The following is a 15,605-nucleotide window of genomic DNA, read 5'->3' on the forward strand; positions in this document are numbered from 1 at the left end:
CACCGGGGCACCTGGAGAAGGCGCTCGGCGGCGAGTAGGCGCGATCTCTTGCCGGCGGCCGGGCGGAACGCTAGTTTGTGGCGACCAATAGGAAGGTTTCCTAACGGTTGATGCTCGAGGAGCCCCGCCATGCGCCCCTTCCGCCGTGCCGTCCTGCCGCTCGCGGTCGCCGCCAGTCTTGTGCTGGCGATGACGACCGCCGCAGCTTCCGAGGTGACGCCGACGAACGGGCTCGTGCGGATCAACCAGCTCGGGTACGCCGCGGGCGCCGCCAAGGTCGGGTACGTGATGAGCGGCTCGGCGATGACCGGCGCAAGGTTCTCGGTGCTCGATCGATGGGGGCGCCGCGTACTGACCGGGCGCGTCGGTGCGGACGCGGGGGAGTGGAACGCGGCGTACGCGCACGTCCACCGGATCGACTTCTCCGCCGTACGCCGGCCGGGTAGATATCGCGTTGAGGTTGAGGGTTCGTCGAGGCCTTCGCCGGAGTTCGAGGTGAAAGTCGGGGACGGGCTGGAGCAGGCAGCGGCGGACAAGGCGGTCGGGTTCTTCACCGAGCAGCGGGACGGCGCGCACGTGCCGAGCGGCCCGCTCGGGCGGAAGGCGTCGCACCTGACCGATCGTGCGTCGTCGGTCTACGACTGGCCGGTGTTCTCCGGGCCGGACACGGACGCGTCGACCGGCGAGCTGCAGCGGATCGGCGGGCCGGTCGACGTCGAGGGCGGGTGGTTCGACGCCGGCGACTACCTGAAGTTCACCCACATCGCGGCGTACTCGGACTCGTTGCTGTGGGCATCGGCCCGGGACGGCCGGCGGCTGAATCCCACGCTGCTGAAGGAGGCGCGGCACGGGCTCGACTGGCTGGACAAGATGTGGGACGAGCGGACGAAGACCCTCTACATCCAGGTCGGCGTCGGTACCGGGAACGTCGAGGGCACCTTCGTCGGCGACCACGACGTCTGGCGGCTGCCCGAGGTGGACGACTCGCTCTCCGCCCCGGGAGAGCGCTTCCTGAAGAACCGCCCGGTCTTCCGCGCCGCGGCGCCGGGCGAGCCGATCAGCCCGAACCTGGCCGGCCGGACGGCGGCCGCGTTCGCGCTCGCCGCGCAGGTCGAGCTGTCCCTGACGAAAGCCCGCCGGTACCTGGAGACGGCCGCGCAGATCTACGCCCAGGCGAAGACGACCGGGGTGAGTCAGCTGGTCACGTCGCTGCCGTTCGCGTTCTACCCGGAGAGCGCGTGGCGCGACGATCTCGAACTGGGTGCCGCCGAGCTCGCGCTGGCCGCGCAGAAGCTCCGCGACCCACGCGCCAGGACGTGGCTGCAAAGGGCGGACTACTGGGCCGGCCAGTACCTCGAGCACGAAGCGGGCGGCGACACCTTCAACCTGTACGACGTGAGCGCGCTCGCCCACGCCGACCTGATCCGCGCGGCACGGGCCGACCGCCGGATCGCGCTCTCCGGCGCTGATCGCTCGCCGCGGGTGGACGTGACCGCGGTGACGGCCGATCTTCGCGCGCAGCTGGAGATCGGCGTCCGGCGGGCGGCCGGCGAGCCCTTCGGGGCGGGAGCCCAGTACGACAACTTCGACGCCGTACCGCACGCCTTCGGCCTCGCGGCGACCGCGCGGCTCTACCGCTCCGTCACCGGCGACCGCCACTACGACAGCTTCGGTGCCCGCCAGCTGGACTGGAACTTCGGCGCGAACCCGTGGGGCGTGCCGTTCATGATCGGCGTCGGCGAGCCGATCGAACGCTGCCCGCACCACCAGATCGCGAATATCAAGAACCGGCCGCTGGTCGGTGCCGTCGTCAACGGTCCCAACTCCGCGGACCTCTTCGAGGAAGGCCTCGGCGACAACCTCGACGCCATGCGCCCCTGCCCGTCCAGCGGCGTCGACCGCTACGAACCCTTCACCGGCAAGGGCTCCCGGTACGTCGACGACGTGCGCTCCTGGCAGGCTTCGGAACCGGCCGACGACTTCGCCGCGATCGCGGTCTACGCGCTGAGCCTCTAGCGCCCCGGGTGGTCGGGACCGAAGAGCAGAGAGCGCGTGCTGCCCGGAGGCGGCACGCGCTCTCGGCACCCTCAGTTCAGGTCGAGGCCCGGGTAGAGCGGGTGCTTGTCGAGCAGCTCGGCGGAGGCCGCGCGGACCTTGTCGGCGACGCCGTCGGCGAGCACGTACTTCGCCTTCGACGCGGCACCGGCCGCCGTGGTGGTCGGGGTGACGCTCGACAGGACGTCGACCATCAGCTCGGCGACCTTGTCGAACTCGTCGCCGCCGAAGCCGCGGGTGGTGAGCGCCGGCGTGCCGATCCGGACGCCGGAGGTGTACCAGGCACCGTTCGGGTCACGCGGTACGGCGTTGCGGTTGGTGACGATGCCGGCGTCGAGCAGCGCCGACTCGGCCTGCCGGCCGGTGATCCCGTACGACGAGACGTCGAGCAGGACCAGGTGGTTCTCGGTGCCGTCGGTGACCAGCTTCACGCCACGCTTCATCAGGCCCTCGGCCAGCGTGACCGCGTTGTCGGCGACGTTCTGCGCGTAGGTCTTGAACTCCGGCTGCCGCGCCTCGGCCAGCGCGACGGCCTTGGCCGCCATCACCTGGCTGAGCGGGCCGCCGAGCACCATCGGGCACCCGCGGTCGACGGCGTCGGCGTACTCGGGCTGGCACAGCACCATGCCACCGCGCGGGCCGCGCAGCGACTTGTGCGTGGTGGTCGTGGTGACGTGCGCGTGCGGGACCGGGTCGAAGTCGCCGGTGAAGACCTTGCCCGCGACCAGACCGGCGAAGTGCGCCATGTCGACCATCAGCGTCGCGCCGACCTCGTCGGCGATCTCGCGCATCTTGGCGAAGTCGACCTTGCGCGGGTACGCCGAGTAGCCCGCGATCAGGATCAGCGGCTTGAACTCGCGCGCGGTCGCGGCGACCTTGTCGTAGTCCAGCAGCCCGGTCTCCGGGTCGGTGCCGTACGAGCTCTGGTGGAACATCTTGCCGGAGATGTTCGGGCGGAAGCCGTGCGTCAGGTGACCGCCGGCGTCCAGCGACATGCCGAGCATCTTCTGGTCACCGAGCGCCTTGCGCAGCTTGGCCCAGTCCTCGTCGGACAGGTCGTTGACGTGCTTGGCGCTCGCCTCGGCCAGCGCCGGGGACTCGATCCGGTTGGCCAGGATGGCCCAGAAGGCGACCAGGTTGGCGTCGATCCCGGAGTGCGGCTGGACGTAGGCGTGTGGCGCGTCGAACAGGGCCTTCGCGTGGTCCGCGGCGGCCTGCTCGACGATGTCGACGTTCTGGCAGCCGGCGTAGAAGCGGTGGCCGACGGTGCCCTCGGCGTACTTGTCGGACAGCCAGTTGCCCATCGTGAGCAGGGTGGCGGGGGAGGCGTAGTTCTCGCTCGCGATCAGCTTCAGCGAGGAGCGCTGGTCCTCCAGCTCGGAGCGGATGGCGCCGGCGACGGTCGGTTCGACCGCGCCGATGACCTCGAGAGCGTTGCGGTAGGCGGCCGACGCGGCGGTCGCGTCGAAGGGTTGAGTCATCGTCGTCTCTCCTGCGGTTGCACTCGGTCGCGGCACCCAGGCGCACGGTGCCGACGTCTTCTCGCTCCCCGGTGGTTCTCCACCTCACGCGCCAGTCGCGACGCGGTAACCCTAGCGTGTGACGGTCTTCGGCCGGGCAACTCCCTGCTCTGTCAGAAGATGCGATCGACGATCGCTCCGAACGGCGTCGTGCGGGGCAGCGTTCCGAACACTCCACCCCAGTCGCCCGCCAGTCGCGAGGCCACGAACGCGTCGGCCACCTCGGCTGTCGAGTAGCGGACCAGCAGCGACGCCTGCAGACAAGCAGCCATCCGTGCCGCCAGCCGTCGCGCACCGGCTTCGGCCTCGGTCGCGTCGGAGAGCGCTTCCAGTACGTCGGTCACCGCCGCGTCCAGCCGATGGTCGGCACCGCGCACCGCGCCGACCTCGGTCAGCCACGCCTGCAACGACTCGGGCTTGCGCAGGGCCCGCAGCACGTCGAGCGCGTTGACCGTGCCCGAGCCTTCCCAGATCGAGTTGAGCGGCGACTCGCGGAACAGCAGCGGCAGCCCCGACTCCTCGACGTACCCGTTGCCGCCCAGGCACTCCAGTGCCTCGGCGACCATCATCGGCGTCCGCTTGCAGACCCAGAACTTGGCCAGCGGCAGCGCGATCCGCCGGAACGCCTTGGCCTGCTCGTCACCCGCCTCGGACGCGTCGACCGCCGAAGCGAGCCGCATCGCGAGAGCGGTTGCTGCCTCGCTCTCGACCGCCAGGTCCGCCAGCACGTTGCGCATCGCGGGCTTGTCGCGGAGCAGGTCTCCGAAGGCACTCCGGTACGACGTGTGCCAGGTCGCCTCGACCAGCGCGCGCCGCATCAGCGCCGCCGACCCGAGCACGCAGTCCAGCCGGGTCGCGGCCACCATCTCGATGATCGTGCGCACTCCGGCGCCCTCGTCGCCGAGCCGGTACCCGACCGTGCCGCTGAACTCGACCTCGCTGGACGCGTTGGAGCGGTTGCCGAGCTTGTCCTTCAGCCGCTGCAGCGCGAAGACGTTCCGGTTGCCGTCAGCAAGCACCCTCGGCACGACGAAGCAGCTCAAACCCTCGGGCGCCTGGGCGAGCACGAGGAACACGTCGGCCTGCGGTGCCGAGCAGAACCACTTGTGCCCGGTCAGCAGGTACTCGTCACCGCTGCCGGTCGGCGTCGCCGTGGTCAGGTTCGCTCGGACGTCGGAGCCGCCCTGCTTCTCGGTCATCCCCATGCCCGCGAGCACGCCGGTCTTCTCGGCGACGGGCAGCCGGCGTACGTCGTACTGGGTGGAGGTGAGCTTCGGGATCCACTCGCTGCCGAGGGACTCGGAGGCGCGCAGCGCCGGTACGGCGGCGTACGTCATCGAGATCGGGCAGCCGTGGCCGGGCTCGACCTGGGACCACACGTAGAACCCGGCCGCGCGGGTCAGGTGCGGGGACGCCTTGTCGCTGGTCCACGGCGCGGCCTGGAGCCCGAAGCCGACGGCCTTGTCCATCAGCCAGTGCCACGACGGGTGGAAGTCCACCTCGTCGATCCGGTTCCCGTACCGATCGTGCGTCTTCAGGGCCGGCGAGTTCTGGTTCGCCGGGAGCGCGTGGGAGAGCGCTTCCTGCGTTCCCGCGAGCTCTCCGAGCTCCGCCAGCGCCGGATCTTTCGCCAGGTCCCCGTGCGGGCGCAGAGCGTCACCGAGGGAGGAGTCCTGCGTGAAGAAGTTCACTCCGTGGAGTGGGGGAGCCTGGTTCGTTGCAGCGTTTGGGTCCGCCATGTCAGTACGGTAAGCGGTATGGCACGCTCTGGGTCAGCGCGAGGCGGTGGGACGTCGGTCTCACTCGCCTGGTTGCGACGTATTCCCGCGACGACCTGGAAGCTGATCACCCAGACCGTCGGTACCTGTCTGCGCTACCGGGTCACCGGGCTGGCCGCCGAGGGAGCGTTCTTCGCGATCCTCTCGCTGCCGCCGCTGATCTTCGGGCTGGCCGGCTCGATCGGTTTCATCGCCTCGCGGTACTTCGAGGTCGAGACGATCGAGGACATCAAGATCCAGATCGCCGACCTGGCGGCCCGCGCGCTGACTGACGACTCGGTCAAGACCGTCATCGTGCCGACGCTGAACCAGGTGCTCAACGGCGGCCGGCCCGACGTGATCTCGATCGGTTTCGTGCTCGCGCTGTGGTCGGGCAGCCGGGCGCTCAACGTGTTCGTCGACACGATCACGATCATGTACGGGATGGGCGGCAAGCGCGGCATCGTCCGGACCCGGGCACTGTCGTTCAGCCTGTACTGCGCGGCGCTGGTGATCGGTGTCATCGTGCTGCCGCTGGTCCTGGCCGGCCCGGACGCGGTCGACGCGTTGCTGCCGCACCGGCTGGACTTCCTGCACCAGCTGTACTGGCCCGTCGTGACGATCCTGTCGGCGGGCTTCCTGAACACGCTGTACCACCTGTCGGTGCCGGTCCGGACGCCGTGGGTCTCGGACCTGCCCGGCTCGTTCCTGGCGTTGTCGATCTGGATCCTCGGCAGCTTCGTGCTGCGCTGGATCCTGCAGAGCACGGTCGGCGGTACGTCGATCTACGGGCCGCTGGCGGCGCCGATCGCCGTACTGATGTGGCTGTACATGACGGCGATCGCCGTACTGATCGGTGCCGCGCTGAACGCGGTCGTCGACCGGCTCTGGCCGCACAAGGCGCGCAAGGAAGAGCCGGTGATGAAGGCCGAGGCCGAGCCGCACCACGAGGAGCATCCGCTGACACCGGGCGAGCTGCGGCCTGAGGTGAAGCTTGCTCGGACCGTCGAGGCGATGTCGCCGGGGTCGCCTGTTGATCCGCCGGGGCACGAGGTGGGATATCCGTCGCACGACGGGCAGCCGGCGCCGGAGAAGCAGCCGGTGGTGGCCGAGGCGCCTGCTGTTGAGCCTCCTGCTGTTGAGCCTCCTGCTGTCGAAAACCCTGCTGCCGAGAAGCCTGCTGTTGAGAAGCCGGCGGCCGAGATGGCGACCGCCGAGCCCGACAAGGTTTCGCAGACGAACCGGTCCGAATCCACGCCGTAGTAATTCCGGTGCGGTGGGTCGCAAGTCGACCTACGCTTCTCCGTAGCGCGACAGTCCGCCGGGATCCGGCGGCAGGAACCCCTGAAGGGAGTTGAGACGACCATGAACTCCGATCTGGCCCACGAGGACCACCGAGCCGATGGGCCTGCTCTCTCCCACACTGTTCGGCCGCCGAGCTGATCTCCGCGGCCGGGCCTCCCGAAAGGTTCGTCGCACCATGTCAGCAACGCTCGAATCCCTCGGCCTGGACCAGCCCACGGCCGACTACCTCTCTGCTCTTCCGGGCCTGATCCACGGCCGCGTCATCCGGGTCGACAAAGGCCTGTCCACCGTTCTCACCGAGGACGGTCCCGTCCGCGCCAGCTGGTCCGGTGGCGTGCTCGCCGCCGTCGCCGAGGACTCCCAGTCGTCCCCGTGCACCGGCGACTGGGTCGGCCTGCGGCAGTGGCCCGACGACCGGATCACGCTCGAGGCGATCGCTCCACGCCGTACGGCGATCGTCCGCGCCGAGGTCGGCGGATCGTCCCGCGGCCAGGTGCTCGCCTCCAACGTCGACGTGATCGCCATCGTCGTCGGCCTGATCCCCGAGCCGAACATCGGCCGGATCGAACGCTTCCTCGCCCTGGCCTGGGAGAGCGGCGCGCAGCCGGTCGTCGTACTGACCAAGTCCGATCTCGTCGGCGACGCGGACTCGATCGCCGAGGACGTCGCCACGGCCGCGCCCGGTGCCGACGTAGTGGTCTGCAGCGCGACGACCGGCGAAGGGATCTCCGAGGTTCGCGGGTTGCTCGCCGGCAACGCGACGATGGCGCTGCTCGGCGTCAGTGGCGCGGGCAAGTCGTCGCTCGTCAACGCCCTGGCCGGCGTCGAGCTGCTCGACGTCCAGGCGATCCGCGAGGACGGCAAGGGGCGTCACACTTCCGTACGCCGTGAGCTGATCCTGCTGCCGCAGGGCGGCGTCGTGATCGACACACCTGGACTGCGGGGGATCGGGCTGCAGGAGTTCGGCGAGGGGCTGACCTCGGCGTTCCCGGACATCAGCGGGCTGGCGGAGCACTGCAAGTTCAAGGACTGCGTCCACCAGACCGAGCCCGGCTGCGCGGTGCAGAAAGCCCTTGCCGACGGCACCCTTCCGGTCCGCCGGTACGAGAGCTGGATCAAGCTGAAGCGCGAGGCCGCGTTCATGGCCCGGCGGACGGACGCCCGGCTGCGCGCGGAGGCGAAGAAGGAGTGGGCCCGGCAGACGAAGAACTACCGCAAGGACATCACGCCGCGGCAGTGAGTGATCCGGCCGAGTGTGCGATCGGGATCGGTGGAAGACTCGGGGTATGAGTCGATCGGTGCTGGTGACGGGAGCTTCCCGAGGAATCGGCGCGGCAACAGCGAAGGCTTTTGCCGCGGCCGGGGACCGGGTCGCGGTGCACTACGGCGCGTCGGCCTCGGCCGCCGCGGACGTGCTGAAGGAGCTGCCGGGGGAGGGGCACGTCGTCGTACAGGCTGAGCTGGCCGACCCCGACGCGATCCGCCGGATGGTCGACGAAGCCGCGGCGGCGCTCGGCGGGATCGACGTGCTGGTCAACAACGCGGCGGTGTACGCGCCGCATCCGATCCGGCGTACGTCGTACGAGGAATGGCAGCAGGCCTGGGCCGACACGCTCGGCGTGAACCTGATCGGCGCGGCCAACGCGTGCTGGTGCGCCGTCCAGCACATGAGCCGCGGCGGCCGCATCGTCAACGTCTCGTCCCGGGGAGCCTTCCGCGGCGAACCGAACCAACCGGCGTACGGCGTCAGCAAGGCCGGCCTGGTCTCGCTCTCCCAGTCCTTGGCCCGAGCCCTGGGCCCCGAGGGCATCGCCGTCACCGCGATCGCCCCCGGCTGGACCACCACCGACATGGCGGCAGAAGCCCTGGCCGGCGACGGCTACGAACGCCGCCGTATGGAGAGCCCGCTAGAACGAGTCGCAGCACCCGAAGAAGTCGCCGCAGCAATCCTCTATCTCGCCTCACCCGCCGCAGAGTTCGCCACCGGCACGGTCCTCGACTTCAACGGCGGCTCTCACCTCCGCATGTGAAGCGCGGCGAACTCCTCCGCGGTCATCCCGAACACGACCAGGTCCTGGTAGGCCCCCGCCAGAAACTCGTGGTCCCGCAGCTGCCCCTCCCGCTGAAACCCCAGCCGCTCCTGCAACGCGAGCGAAGCCTCGTTGTAGGCGTACACCCCAGCCTCGGCCTTGTGGTACCGCCGCTCCTCGAACATGAACCGCAACAACACCTTCACCGCATCACTGGCGTACCCGTTGCGCTGGTGCTCCCGCCCGATCGCGATCCCGTAACTGAACCGCCCCGCCCGCCGATCGGTGTCGTCGGTCGAACAGGCCCCCACCAACGTGTCCGTCTCCACGGCCTCGATCGCCAACTGCAGTTTGTCGTCAGCCTCTCCCCGCGTAGCCTGCTCCTCCGCCCAAGCCTGCATCCCGAACGCCGACCGAGGCACGTGCACCATGTCAGCGTTCCGCTGCACCTCACTGTCCTGGTCGAACCGCAAGAAGTCCGCCCAGTCCTCCGGCTCGATCGCCCGCAGCCGAACCCGCTCACCCACCCACACAGAGCCCATGCCCCAGGATTCAAACAGCCCCAAGGATCAACTTCCACGCAATAACCACGGGCCGGCCACGCGTCCGACGAGGTGCCCCATGGTTGAGCGCCCCCATCGGCCGGGGCGCAGAAGACGGTCATGTCGCCGAGGGCACACGGCCCAGCTTGCATGCCTACGGGGCCGCCCTGGCGGTACTCGGCCAGAACGATGGCGATGCCGGCACCGCTCACCAGGCCCTGCAGAGCCCCGCGCTCTCACCACCCGCTACATGCTGTTCCCGCCGCCCCGCGCTCTCACTACCTGCTACATGCCGTTCCCGCCGCCCCGCGCTCCCTCTCCCAGTCGAGTTTGTGCACCGGCCAGTCGCGCCTGTCTCACTTTGTGCACCCACCAGCCGTCCGGAGGCCACGAGTATGGCTGACCGGTGCACAGAGTCCCGCGAGCGCAGGGGGCGAGCGGCCGCGGGACGCGGGCCGTGGCGCGGGCGGGCGCGGACCGGCGGGCCGGTGGCCGGTTGACTTTGTGCACGGTCAGCCGTTTGAGGTGCCTGGAGATGGCCGGCTGGTGCACAAAGTGGCGACGGGGCCGGCGGGTGTGAGGCAGGCGGCAGTTGGTGCCCGGCAGTCGCGTGGTGGCACGAGGGCGCGGGGCGGTGTCAATGTCACCACCCTGACGGCCGAGTACACCTAGAGTCGGAGGCCTGCGTAGCTCCCGCCGGTTGAGCAACGCCCGCGACGCCGGTCGCGTCGTGGCTCCGCCAACTCCGCCGAGCGAAGCGATGGCGCCACCGGGCAAGGGCGCAGGGCGGTCGGCTCTGCGGCTGGGGAGGTGTCCCGTGGCTGAGCTCGCGGCGGTCGGTAGTACGGGAGGAGGGGCGCCGAGGTCGGCGACGGATCCCCGGGGCATCGGTAGCCGAACGCGCGCGGTGCGGGGGCGCGCGTGGGGGATGGATGGGGTGGGGGAGGTTGGCGATGCGGCCGGGCAGGTGTCTTGTGGTTGAGGTCGCGGCGGCCGGAGTACAGGAGTGGACGCCGAGGGGGGCGACGGATCCCTGTGGCATCGGTAGCCGAGCGAAGCGAAGGTGGGGGTGTGCGCGGTGGGGGTGTGCGCGGTGGGGGTGTGCGCGGTGGGGGTGTGCGCGGTGGGGGTGTGCGCGGTGGGGGTGCGGCCTACCAACCCCATCAACCCACTGGCCGAGCGAAGCGAAGGCCCACCCGGCAGCGAACCTCAGCCACAGCAGCCGAGCGAAGCGAAGGCGGAGCGGTGGGCGGTACCGAACGGCCGGCCCAACGCGGTACGACAGCCCACCCCAGCCCCAGCAGCCGAGCGAAGCGAAGGCGAAAGGGGGTGCGGGTGGCGAAGCCCCCGCAACGCGGCAAGCGAAGCGCAGCCGCACAAAACGACGAAGGCGACCCGGTCCGCGCTCTCCGCGGACACAAGTCGCCTATCGCCTTCGTGGACGATACTGGGATCGAACCAGTGACCTCTTCCGTGTCAGGGAAGCGCGCTACCGCTGCGCCAATCGTCCGTATGAACTTTTGAAGGTTTTGCGAGGTGGAGACGGGATTCGAACCCGTGTACACGGATTTGCAGTCCGTTGCCTCGCCTCTCGGCCACTCCACCACAGAGTCTCAGCCTGCTGACCTCTTCCGAGCGAACGACCGGGTTCGAACCGGCGACCTCAACCTTGGCAAGGTTGCGCTCTACCAACTGAGCTACGTTCGCACTCTCACCGGGACCTTTTCGCTCCCTGCGAGAGCAGAACAGTAGCGCACTTTCGGGGCCAAGAAAAATCGGTATCCCACCCTCCTGAACCCCCTGATTTGGCACACTTCGGGTGTGACGAGCACCAACACACCCCCTCCCGCGCGCCCTCTTGCCACCCGCAAAGCCGACGCGCTATTGCGCCTGACCACCGACGTCGACGCCTGGGTCTCCACGGCCTCGACGGACGGCGCTCCCTACCTCGTCCCGCTCTCCTTCATCTGGACCGGCGAGACCTTCTTCCTGTCCACCGCCTCCCGCAACCCCACCAGCCTCAACCTTCAGGCCAACCCGCACCTCCACCTGGCCATCGGCGGCACCCGCGACGTCCTCCTCGTCACCGGTACGGCGCAACGCTTTACCCCCACCCAGGAGCAGGGCGACACCTTCGCCGACAAGACAGGCTTCGACCCGAGAACCCTCAAGGCGACGTACCCGTTCTTCGAGGTCACCCCGGTGAGAATCCAGTCCTGGCGCGAGGCGAACGAGCTCAAAGGCAGGGACCTGATGCTCGACGGCACCTGGCTGGTCTGAGGGCAGCGCTCGAGTTCCCGCCGGGCAGGCCGCCTACCGCGCCTTCGCCTCACGCAGGATCGCGGCGATCTCGTCGTACCCGCGCCGCCGCGCGTGCTGCAGCGGAGTCACCCCGTCACGGTCGGCGAGCGACGGGTCGGCGCCGGCGGCGAGCACGCGGACGATCTCCTGCCACGGCGCGGTGCCCTTGCCGAGGATGACGGCTTCCAGCAGCGCGGTCCAGCCGAGATCGTTGACGTGATCGACGGCGATCTCGGTCCGGACGACGCGACGGACGTACTCGACGTGCCCGCGTTCGCTGGCGGGAATCACCGATACGCCGCCGAACCGGTCGCGCAGGGTGAGGTCCGGGTGCGCCGGCAGGAGTGTCTCGAGCATGGCGACGCTCCCGGTGACACCGGTGACGAGCCGGCCGAATCCTGCCGATCGTCCTGAGCGTCCGGGTCCGCGCCGAGCCCGACCAGCAACCGGGCGACCTCCACGCGGTCGTTCGATGACGCCAGCAGCAGCGGCGTACGGCCGTGTTGTCGGTCGACTCGATCGGCGCACCGGCGGCCAGAGCTGCGGCGGCCCGGTTCGCATCGCCCGAGGTCGCCGCAGCGAGCAGCGCGGCCGCGGGGGAGTCCGGGCGCTCAGTCTCGAGTACGGCGGACACGGCGCTCTGCCCAAGCTTCCGTGCGCCCTGCACCGCCGTGGTGCCGTCGCGCTCGGCCGGCTTGGTGCGGTCGGCTCCCGCCGCGATCAGAAGCCGCACGGTGTCGACGTACTGCGGTGTGCCCTTGCCGAGCAGAACAGCCTCGTGCAGCGCGGTCCAGCCGAGGTTGTTGACGTGATCCACCGCCACTCCTGCCCGGAGCAGCCGGCCGAGCACGTTCGCGTGACCACGCTCAGCAGCGCGGATCAGCGCCGTACCGCGGTAGCTGTCGAGGCTCCGGACGTCGGCTCCGTGCTGCAATGTGAGGTCGAGCAACTCGACGTACCCCTCGCTGGCGGCGATCAGGAAGGCACTCTGCACGGTGTCGTCGACCGCGTTGACGTCCGCACTGGCGGTGATCAAGCGGCGCGCGGCGGCGAGCCCGCCTGCTACGCCGAACAGGCCCCCTACTCACCGACCGGGAAGTACAAATCCTCGCCCTCCTCGCCATAGGCCAGGCCAACCGCGAGATAGCCCGCAACCTGTTCGTCAGCGAGGCGACAGTCAAGTCCCACCTCTCCCACATCTACACGAATCTAGAGGTAGACACCCGAGCCGCAGCAGTAGCCAGAGCAATCGAACAACGCATAATCCGCCCACCCACCTGACCCAGCCGAGCGAAGCGAAGGCGAACCCAACAGACCACCTCAGCCACGGAGCCGAGCGAAGCGAAGGCAGACAGGTGGGCGGCAAAAAAGCACCAGCCAGAACGCGCACACCAGACAACCCCAACCACAACGGCCGAGCGAAGCGAAGGCCCAGGGGGTGCGGGTGGCGAAGCCCCCGCACGCGGCGAGCGAAGCGAAGCCGCACAAAACGACGAAAGCGACCCGGTCCGCGCTCTCCGCGGACACAAGTCGCCTATCGCTTTCGTGGGCGATACTGGGTTCGAACCAGTGACCTCTTCGGTGTGAACGAAGCGCGCTACCACTGCGCCAATCGCCCGTTCTGGGGTGTTGCTGGTGTTGCTCGGGAGAAACCATAGCGCATGGAACGGCGACGTACGAAACCGGCCGGGCTACTCTTGCTGCAGGACGGAGACCCCGTCGCGTTGGAGACGTGATTGTGACTTTCTCGCACGACACCGAGCATGCGCTCGGCACGCTGGTCCGGCTGGTCAACACGCTGCCCGGGCCGAACAGCCAGGTCGACACGATGGACTCGCTCGAGGAGCTGGAGAAGTTCGTTCAGGAGCGGGAGTTCAGCGCGGTCGGGGCGCTCACCGCGACGGATCTGCAGGAGGTCCGGGATCTGCGGCCGTTGTTCTCGCCGGTGTTCACGACGGGTTCGGACGCGGAGGCGGCGGCGATGATCAACGCGATCGTCGCGCGCGGTACGACGACGCCCCGGTTGACCAACCACGACGGTCATCCGTGGCACATCCACTACTCGCGGGACGGTGCGTCGCTGACCTGCCGGATCACGGTCGAGTGCGGGATCGCGCTGGCCCAGGTGATCTCGGCGGGGGAGCGCGAACGTTTGCGTCGCTGTGAGGCACCGGACTGCGACGACGCGTTGATCGATCTGTCGCGGAACCGCTCGAAGCGGTACTGCGACGCGCGGACCTGTGGCAACCGCCTGCACGTGGCGGCGTACCGGGAACGCCGTAAGGCGTCGGGGGAGTAGCAGGCCCTCGTACGACGTACGCCGCGCCGGTGCTCGCACCGGCGCGGCTTGTCGTTGTGCCCGTGGCGGGTACCGAACGACAGGAGGTCACCGCTCAGGTGGCTCGCATCGCCGCGATTCCCAGCGTGCGAAGCAGAACCCAGCGGCGAGACGTCCTGTTGCTCGGTACCACAGCGGTTACGGGTCGACGTCCTCGGCGGACCGTTCGGCAAAGACCTTGGCGACGGCGGCGGTGACTTCGCCGGGCGTGGCGAGGTCGCGGTCGTCGGCGCGATGGATGGCCTGGACGTCGCGGGTGGTCGAGGTGAGGAAGATCTCGTCGGCCTCGGCCAGCTTCGCCAGCGGTACGTCGCGCTCGACGGCGCCGAACCAGGCGATCACCAGACCGCGGGTGACGCCGGCCAGCGCGCCGGACCCGAGGGTCGGGGTGACGAGCTCCCCGTCGTACACGCAGAAGATGTTCGACCCGGTGCCTTCGCACAGGTTGCCGATCGTGTTGGCGAAGATCGCCTCGCTGGCACCGCGTTCCTTGGCGTAGGCGAGGGCGCGCACGTTCTCGGCGTACGACGTGGTCTTGAGCCCGGCGACCGCGCTGCGCTCGTTGCGGACCCACGGGACCGTGACGATCGCGGAGGTCGGCGCCGGTGCCTTGATCGCCTGCGACGCGACGGCCAGCGTCGGGCCGGACGTGCCGCGCTCCGAGGACAGCGGCGAAACCCCGCCGGTGTAGGTGATGCGCAGCCGGCCGAACGCGATGTCCGGGTCGGCCTTCACCACCGTCGCGATCGCGTCCTCGACCTGGGCCACGTCCGGAGCCGGCAACCCCAGCCCGGTCGCCGACCGCACCAGCCGCTCCAGGTGCTTGGTCACCGCGAACGGCTGCCCGTCGACGATCTTCAGCGTTTCGAAGACACCGTCACCCGTGGTCAGCCCGTGGTCCAGCACCGACAACCCGGTCGACGACGGATCCGGCAGAACGGCCCCGTTGAGCCAGACGATCATTCCCTGCTCCTTCCAACGGCCCACACAGTAGCTCTCCGTACGGCGATTCGTCTTACACCGTTGGGATTTCGGCTCCTGAGGCGTGATCAGGTGGTGAACGCAGGGTGACGAAGGGGTACCCCGATTTTTGTTCTCCCGCCTGGATGGGCTAATGTTCTTCTCGCGCCGGGGGAACGAAAACCGGTCGCGACGCGGACGTAGCTCAGTTGGTAGAGCGCAACCTTGCCAAGGTTGAGGTCGCCGGTTCGAATCCGGTCGTCCGCTCGGAGAGGGTATCCGGCAGGCCGCTTTCTCACCTGGTGGAGTGGCCGAGAGGCGAGGCAACGGCCTGCAAAGCCGTGTACACGGGTTCGAATCCCGTCTCCACCTCTGATCAACCCCGCTCGTACAACTCAACACATGGACGATTGGCGCAGCGGTAGCGCGCTTCCCTGACACGGAAGAGGTCACTGGTTCGATCCCAGTATCGTCCACGAAGGCGATAGGCGACTTGTGTCCGCGGAGAGCGCGGACCGGGTCGCCTTCGTCGTTTTGTGCGGCTGCGCTTCGCTTGCCGCGTTGCGGGGGCTTCGCCACCCGCACCCCCTTTCGCCTTCGCTTCGCTCGGCTGCTGGGGCTGGGGTGGGCTGTCGTACCGCGTTGGGCCGGCCGTTCGGTGCCGCCCACCGCTCCGCCTTCGCTTCGCTCGGCTGCTGTGGTTGAGGTTCGCTGCCGGGTGGGCCTTCGCTTCGCTCGGCCGCTGGGGTGATGGAGTTGGTGCGCCGCACCCCTACCGCGCACACCCCACTTCTGCT

At 69.2% G+C, this 15,605-nt stretch carries 13 protein-coding genes, 7 tRNA genes, 1 pseudogene and 1 riboswitch; of the genes and pseudogenes, 10 read left to right on the forward strand and 11 right to left on the reverse strand.

What is annotated here, in order from left to right:
* Nucleotides 1–129 precede the first annotated feature (129 nt).
* Nucleotides 130–2,016, forward strand: coding sequence for a glycoside hydrolase family 9 protein (locus ACLQ2O_RS26870; RefSeq protein ID WP_425836159.1), 1,887 nt, complete (start codon nt 130–132; stop codon nt 2,014–2,016).
* Nucleotides 2,017–2,087: 71 nt separating this feature from the next.
* Here ACLQ2O_RS26870 and ACLQ2O_RS26875 read toward each other — a convergent pair whose 3' ends face one another.
* Both ACLQ2O_RS26875 and ACLQ2O_RS26880 read right to left on the reverse strand, forming a co-directional pair.
* Entirely contained in the window at nt 2,088–3,536 is a 1,449-nt protein-coding gene (locus tag ACLQ2O_RS26875; protein WP_425836161.1) for a glycine hydroxymethyltransferase, read from the reverse strand.
* Between the two features lie 27 nt (nt 3,537–3,563).
* A riboswitch (ZMP/ZTP riboswitch) is annotated at nt 3,564–3,645 on the reverse strand.
* A 43-nt stretch (nt 3,646–3,688) separates the two neighbouring features.
* The gene (locus tag ACLQ2O_RS26880) at nt 3,689–5,314 is read right to left on the reverse strand and encodes an acyl-CoA dehydrogenase family protein (protein WP_425836163.1); all 1,626 of its coding nucleotides are present in this window, start codon (nt 5,312–5,314) and stop codon (nt 3,689–3,691) included.
* A gap of 18 nt (nt 5,315–5,332) precedes the next feature.
* Between ACLQ2O_RS26880 and ACLQ2O_RS26885 the strand changes: the two genes are divergently transcribed.
* The 3 genes from ACLQ2O_RS26885 (at nt 5,333) to ACLQ2O_RS26895 (ending at nt 8,667) form a co-directional block, all read left to right on the forward strand.
* Nucleotides 5,333–6,595, forward strand: coding sequence for a YhjD/YihY/BrkB family envelope integrity protein (locus ACLQ2O_RS26885; protein WP_425836165.1), 1,263 nt, complete (start codon nt 5,333–5,335; stop codon nt 6,593–6,595).
* Nucleotides 6,596–6,812: 217 nt separating this feature from the next.
* On the forward strand, nt 6,813–7,877 hold the full coding sequence (rsgA, locus tag ACLQ2O_RS26890; protein ID WP_425836167.1) for a ribosome small subunit-dependent GTPase A: 1,065 nt from the start codon (nt 6,813–6,815) through the stop codon (nt 7,875–7,877).
* 46 nt (nt 7,878–7,923) lie between these two features.
* Nucleotides 7,924–8,667, forward strand: coding sequence for an SDR family NAD(P)-dependent oxidoreductase (locus ACLQ2O_RS26895; RefSeq protein WP_425836169.1), 744 nt, complete (start codon nt 7,924–7,926; stop codon nt 8,665–8,667).
* On the opposite strand, the gene ACLQ2O_RS26900 is transcribed toward ACLQ2O_RS26895, so the two are convergent.
* The 4 genes from ACLQ2O_RS26900 to ACLQ2O_RS26915 all read right to left on the reverse strand — a co-directional run bounded on the left by ACLQ2O_RS26900 (nt 8,652) and on the right by ACLQ2O_RS26915 (nt 10,916).
* Complete coding sequence (locus tag ACLQ2O_RS26900) at nt 8,652–9,209, reverse strand: GNAT family N-acetyltransferase (protein WP_425836171.1); 558 nt, start codon at nt 9,207–9,209, stop codon at nt 8,652–8,654. The two genes, ACLQ2O_RS26895 and ACLQ2O_RS26900, sit on opposite strands and share 16 nt — an antisense overlap.
* Before the next feature lie 1,438 nt (nt 9,210–10,647).
* A tRNA-Val gene (locus ACLQ2O_RS26905) sits at nt 10,648–10,719 on the reverse strand.
* Nucleotides 10,720–10,743: 24 nt separating this feature from the next.
* Nucleotides 10,744–10,814: transfer RNA gene (locus ACLQ2O_RS26910), tRNA-Cys, on the reverse strand.
* A 29-nt stretch (nt 10,815–10,843) separates the two neighbouring features.
* A tRNA-Gly gene (locus ACLQ2O_RS26915) sits at nt 10,844–10,916 on the reverse strand.
* A gap of 114 nt (nt 10,917–11,030) precedes the next feature.
* Between ACLQ2O_RS26915 and ACLQ2O_RS26920 the strand changes: the two genes are divergently transcribed.
* Entirely contained in the window at nt 11,031–11,489 is a 459-nt protein-coding gene (locus tag ACLQ2O_RS26920; protein WP_425836173.1) for a pyridoxamine 5'-phosphate oxidase family protein, read from the forward strand.
* A gap of 33 nt (nt 11,490–11,522) precedes the next feature.
* Here the strand turns inward: ACLQ2O_RS26920 and ACLQ2O_RS26925 are convergent, their stop codons facing one another.
* From ACLQ2O_RS26925 to ACLQ2O_RS26935, 3 genes and pseudogenes are all read right to left on the reverse strand, one after another.
* On the reverse strand, nt 11,523–11,867 hold the full coding sequence (locus tag ACLQ2O_RS26925; RefSeq protein ID WP_425836175.1) for an ankyrin repeat domain-containing protein: 345 nt from the start codon (nt 11,865–11,867) through the stop codon (nt 11,523–11,525).
* Nucleotides 11,798–11,971, reverse strand: a complete 174-nt coding sequence (locus ACLQ2O_RS26930) for a hypothetical protein (RefSeq protein ID WP_425836177.1) — start codon at nt 11,969–11,971, stop codon at nt 11,798–11,800. Before ACLQ2O_RS26930 ends, ACLQ2O_RS26925 begins: the two co-directional genes overlap by 70 nt.
* 275 nt (nt 11,972–12,246) lie before the next feature.
* Nucleotides 12,247–12,504, reverse strand: a pseudogene (locus ACLQ2O_RS26935) (ankyrin repeat domain-containing protein); the annotation flags it as partial.
* Nucleotides 12,505–12,632: 128 nt separating this feature from the next.
* Between ACLQ2O_RS26935 and ACLQ2O_RS26940 the strand changes: the two are divergent.
* A complete protein-coding gene (locus ACLQ2O_RS26940; RefSeq protein WP_425836521.1) occupies nt 12,633–12,791 on the forward strand; it encodes a response regulator transcription factor in 159 nt (52 codons plus the stop codon).
* A 265-nt stretch (nt 12,792–13,056) separates the two neighbouring features.
* Here ACLQ2O_RS26940 and ACLQ2O_RS26945 read toward each other — a convergent pair.
* A tRNA-Val gene (locus ACLQ2O_RS26945) sits at nt 13,057–13,128 on the reverse strand.
* Nucleotides 13,129–13,242: 114 nt separating this feature from the next.
* On the opposite strand from ACLQ2O_RS26945, the gene ACLQ2O_RS26950 reads away from it, so the two are divergent.
* Nucleotides 13,243–13,809, forward strand: coding sequence for a CGNR zinc finger domain-containing protein (locus ACLQ2O_RS26950; protein ID WP_425836178.1), 567 nt, complete (start codon nt 13,243–13,245; stop codon nt 13,807–13,809).
* 177 nt (nt 13,810–13,986) lie between these two features.
* Here ACLQ2O_RS26950 and ACLQ2O_RS26955 read toward each other — a convergent pair whose 3' ends face one another.
* Complete coding sequence (locus tag ACLQ2O_RS26955; RefSeq protein ID WP_425836180.1) at nt 13,987–14,811, reverse strand: aminotransferase class IV; 825 nt, start codon at nt 14,809–14,811, stop codon at nt 13,987–13,989.
* 191 nt (nt 14,812–15,002) lie between these two features.
* On the opposite strand from ACLQ2O_RS26955, the gene ACLQ2O_RS26960 reads away from it, so the two are divergent.
* From ACLQ2O_RS26960 to ACLQ2O_RS26970, 3 genes are all read left to right on the forward strand, one after another.
* A tRNA-Gly gene (locus ACLQ2O_RS26960) sits at nt 15,003–15,075 on the forward strand.
* Between the two features lie 34 nt (nt 15,076–15,109).
* Nucleotides 15,110–15,180 (forward strand) — tRNA-Cys (locus ACLQ2O_RS26965).
* Between the two features lie 32 nt (nt 15,181–15,212).
* A tRNA-Val gene (locus ACLQ2O_RS26970) sits at nt 15,213–15,284 on the forward strand.
* The last annotated feature ends 321 nt before the right edge of the window (nt 15,285–15,605 follow it).

Source organism: Kribbella sp. DT2 (assembly GCF_049844575.1).
In the GTDB taxonomy this organism is placed as follows: Bacteria; Actinomycetota; Actinomycetes; order Propionibacteriales; family Kribbellaceae; genus Kribbella.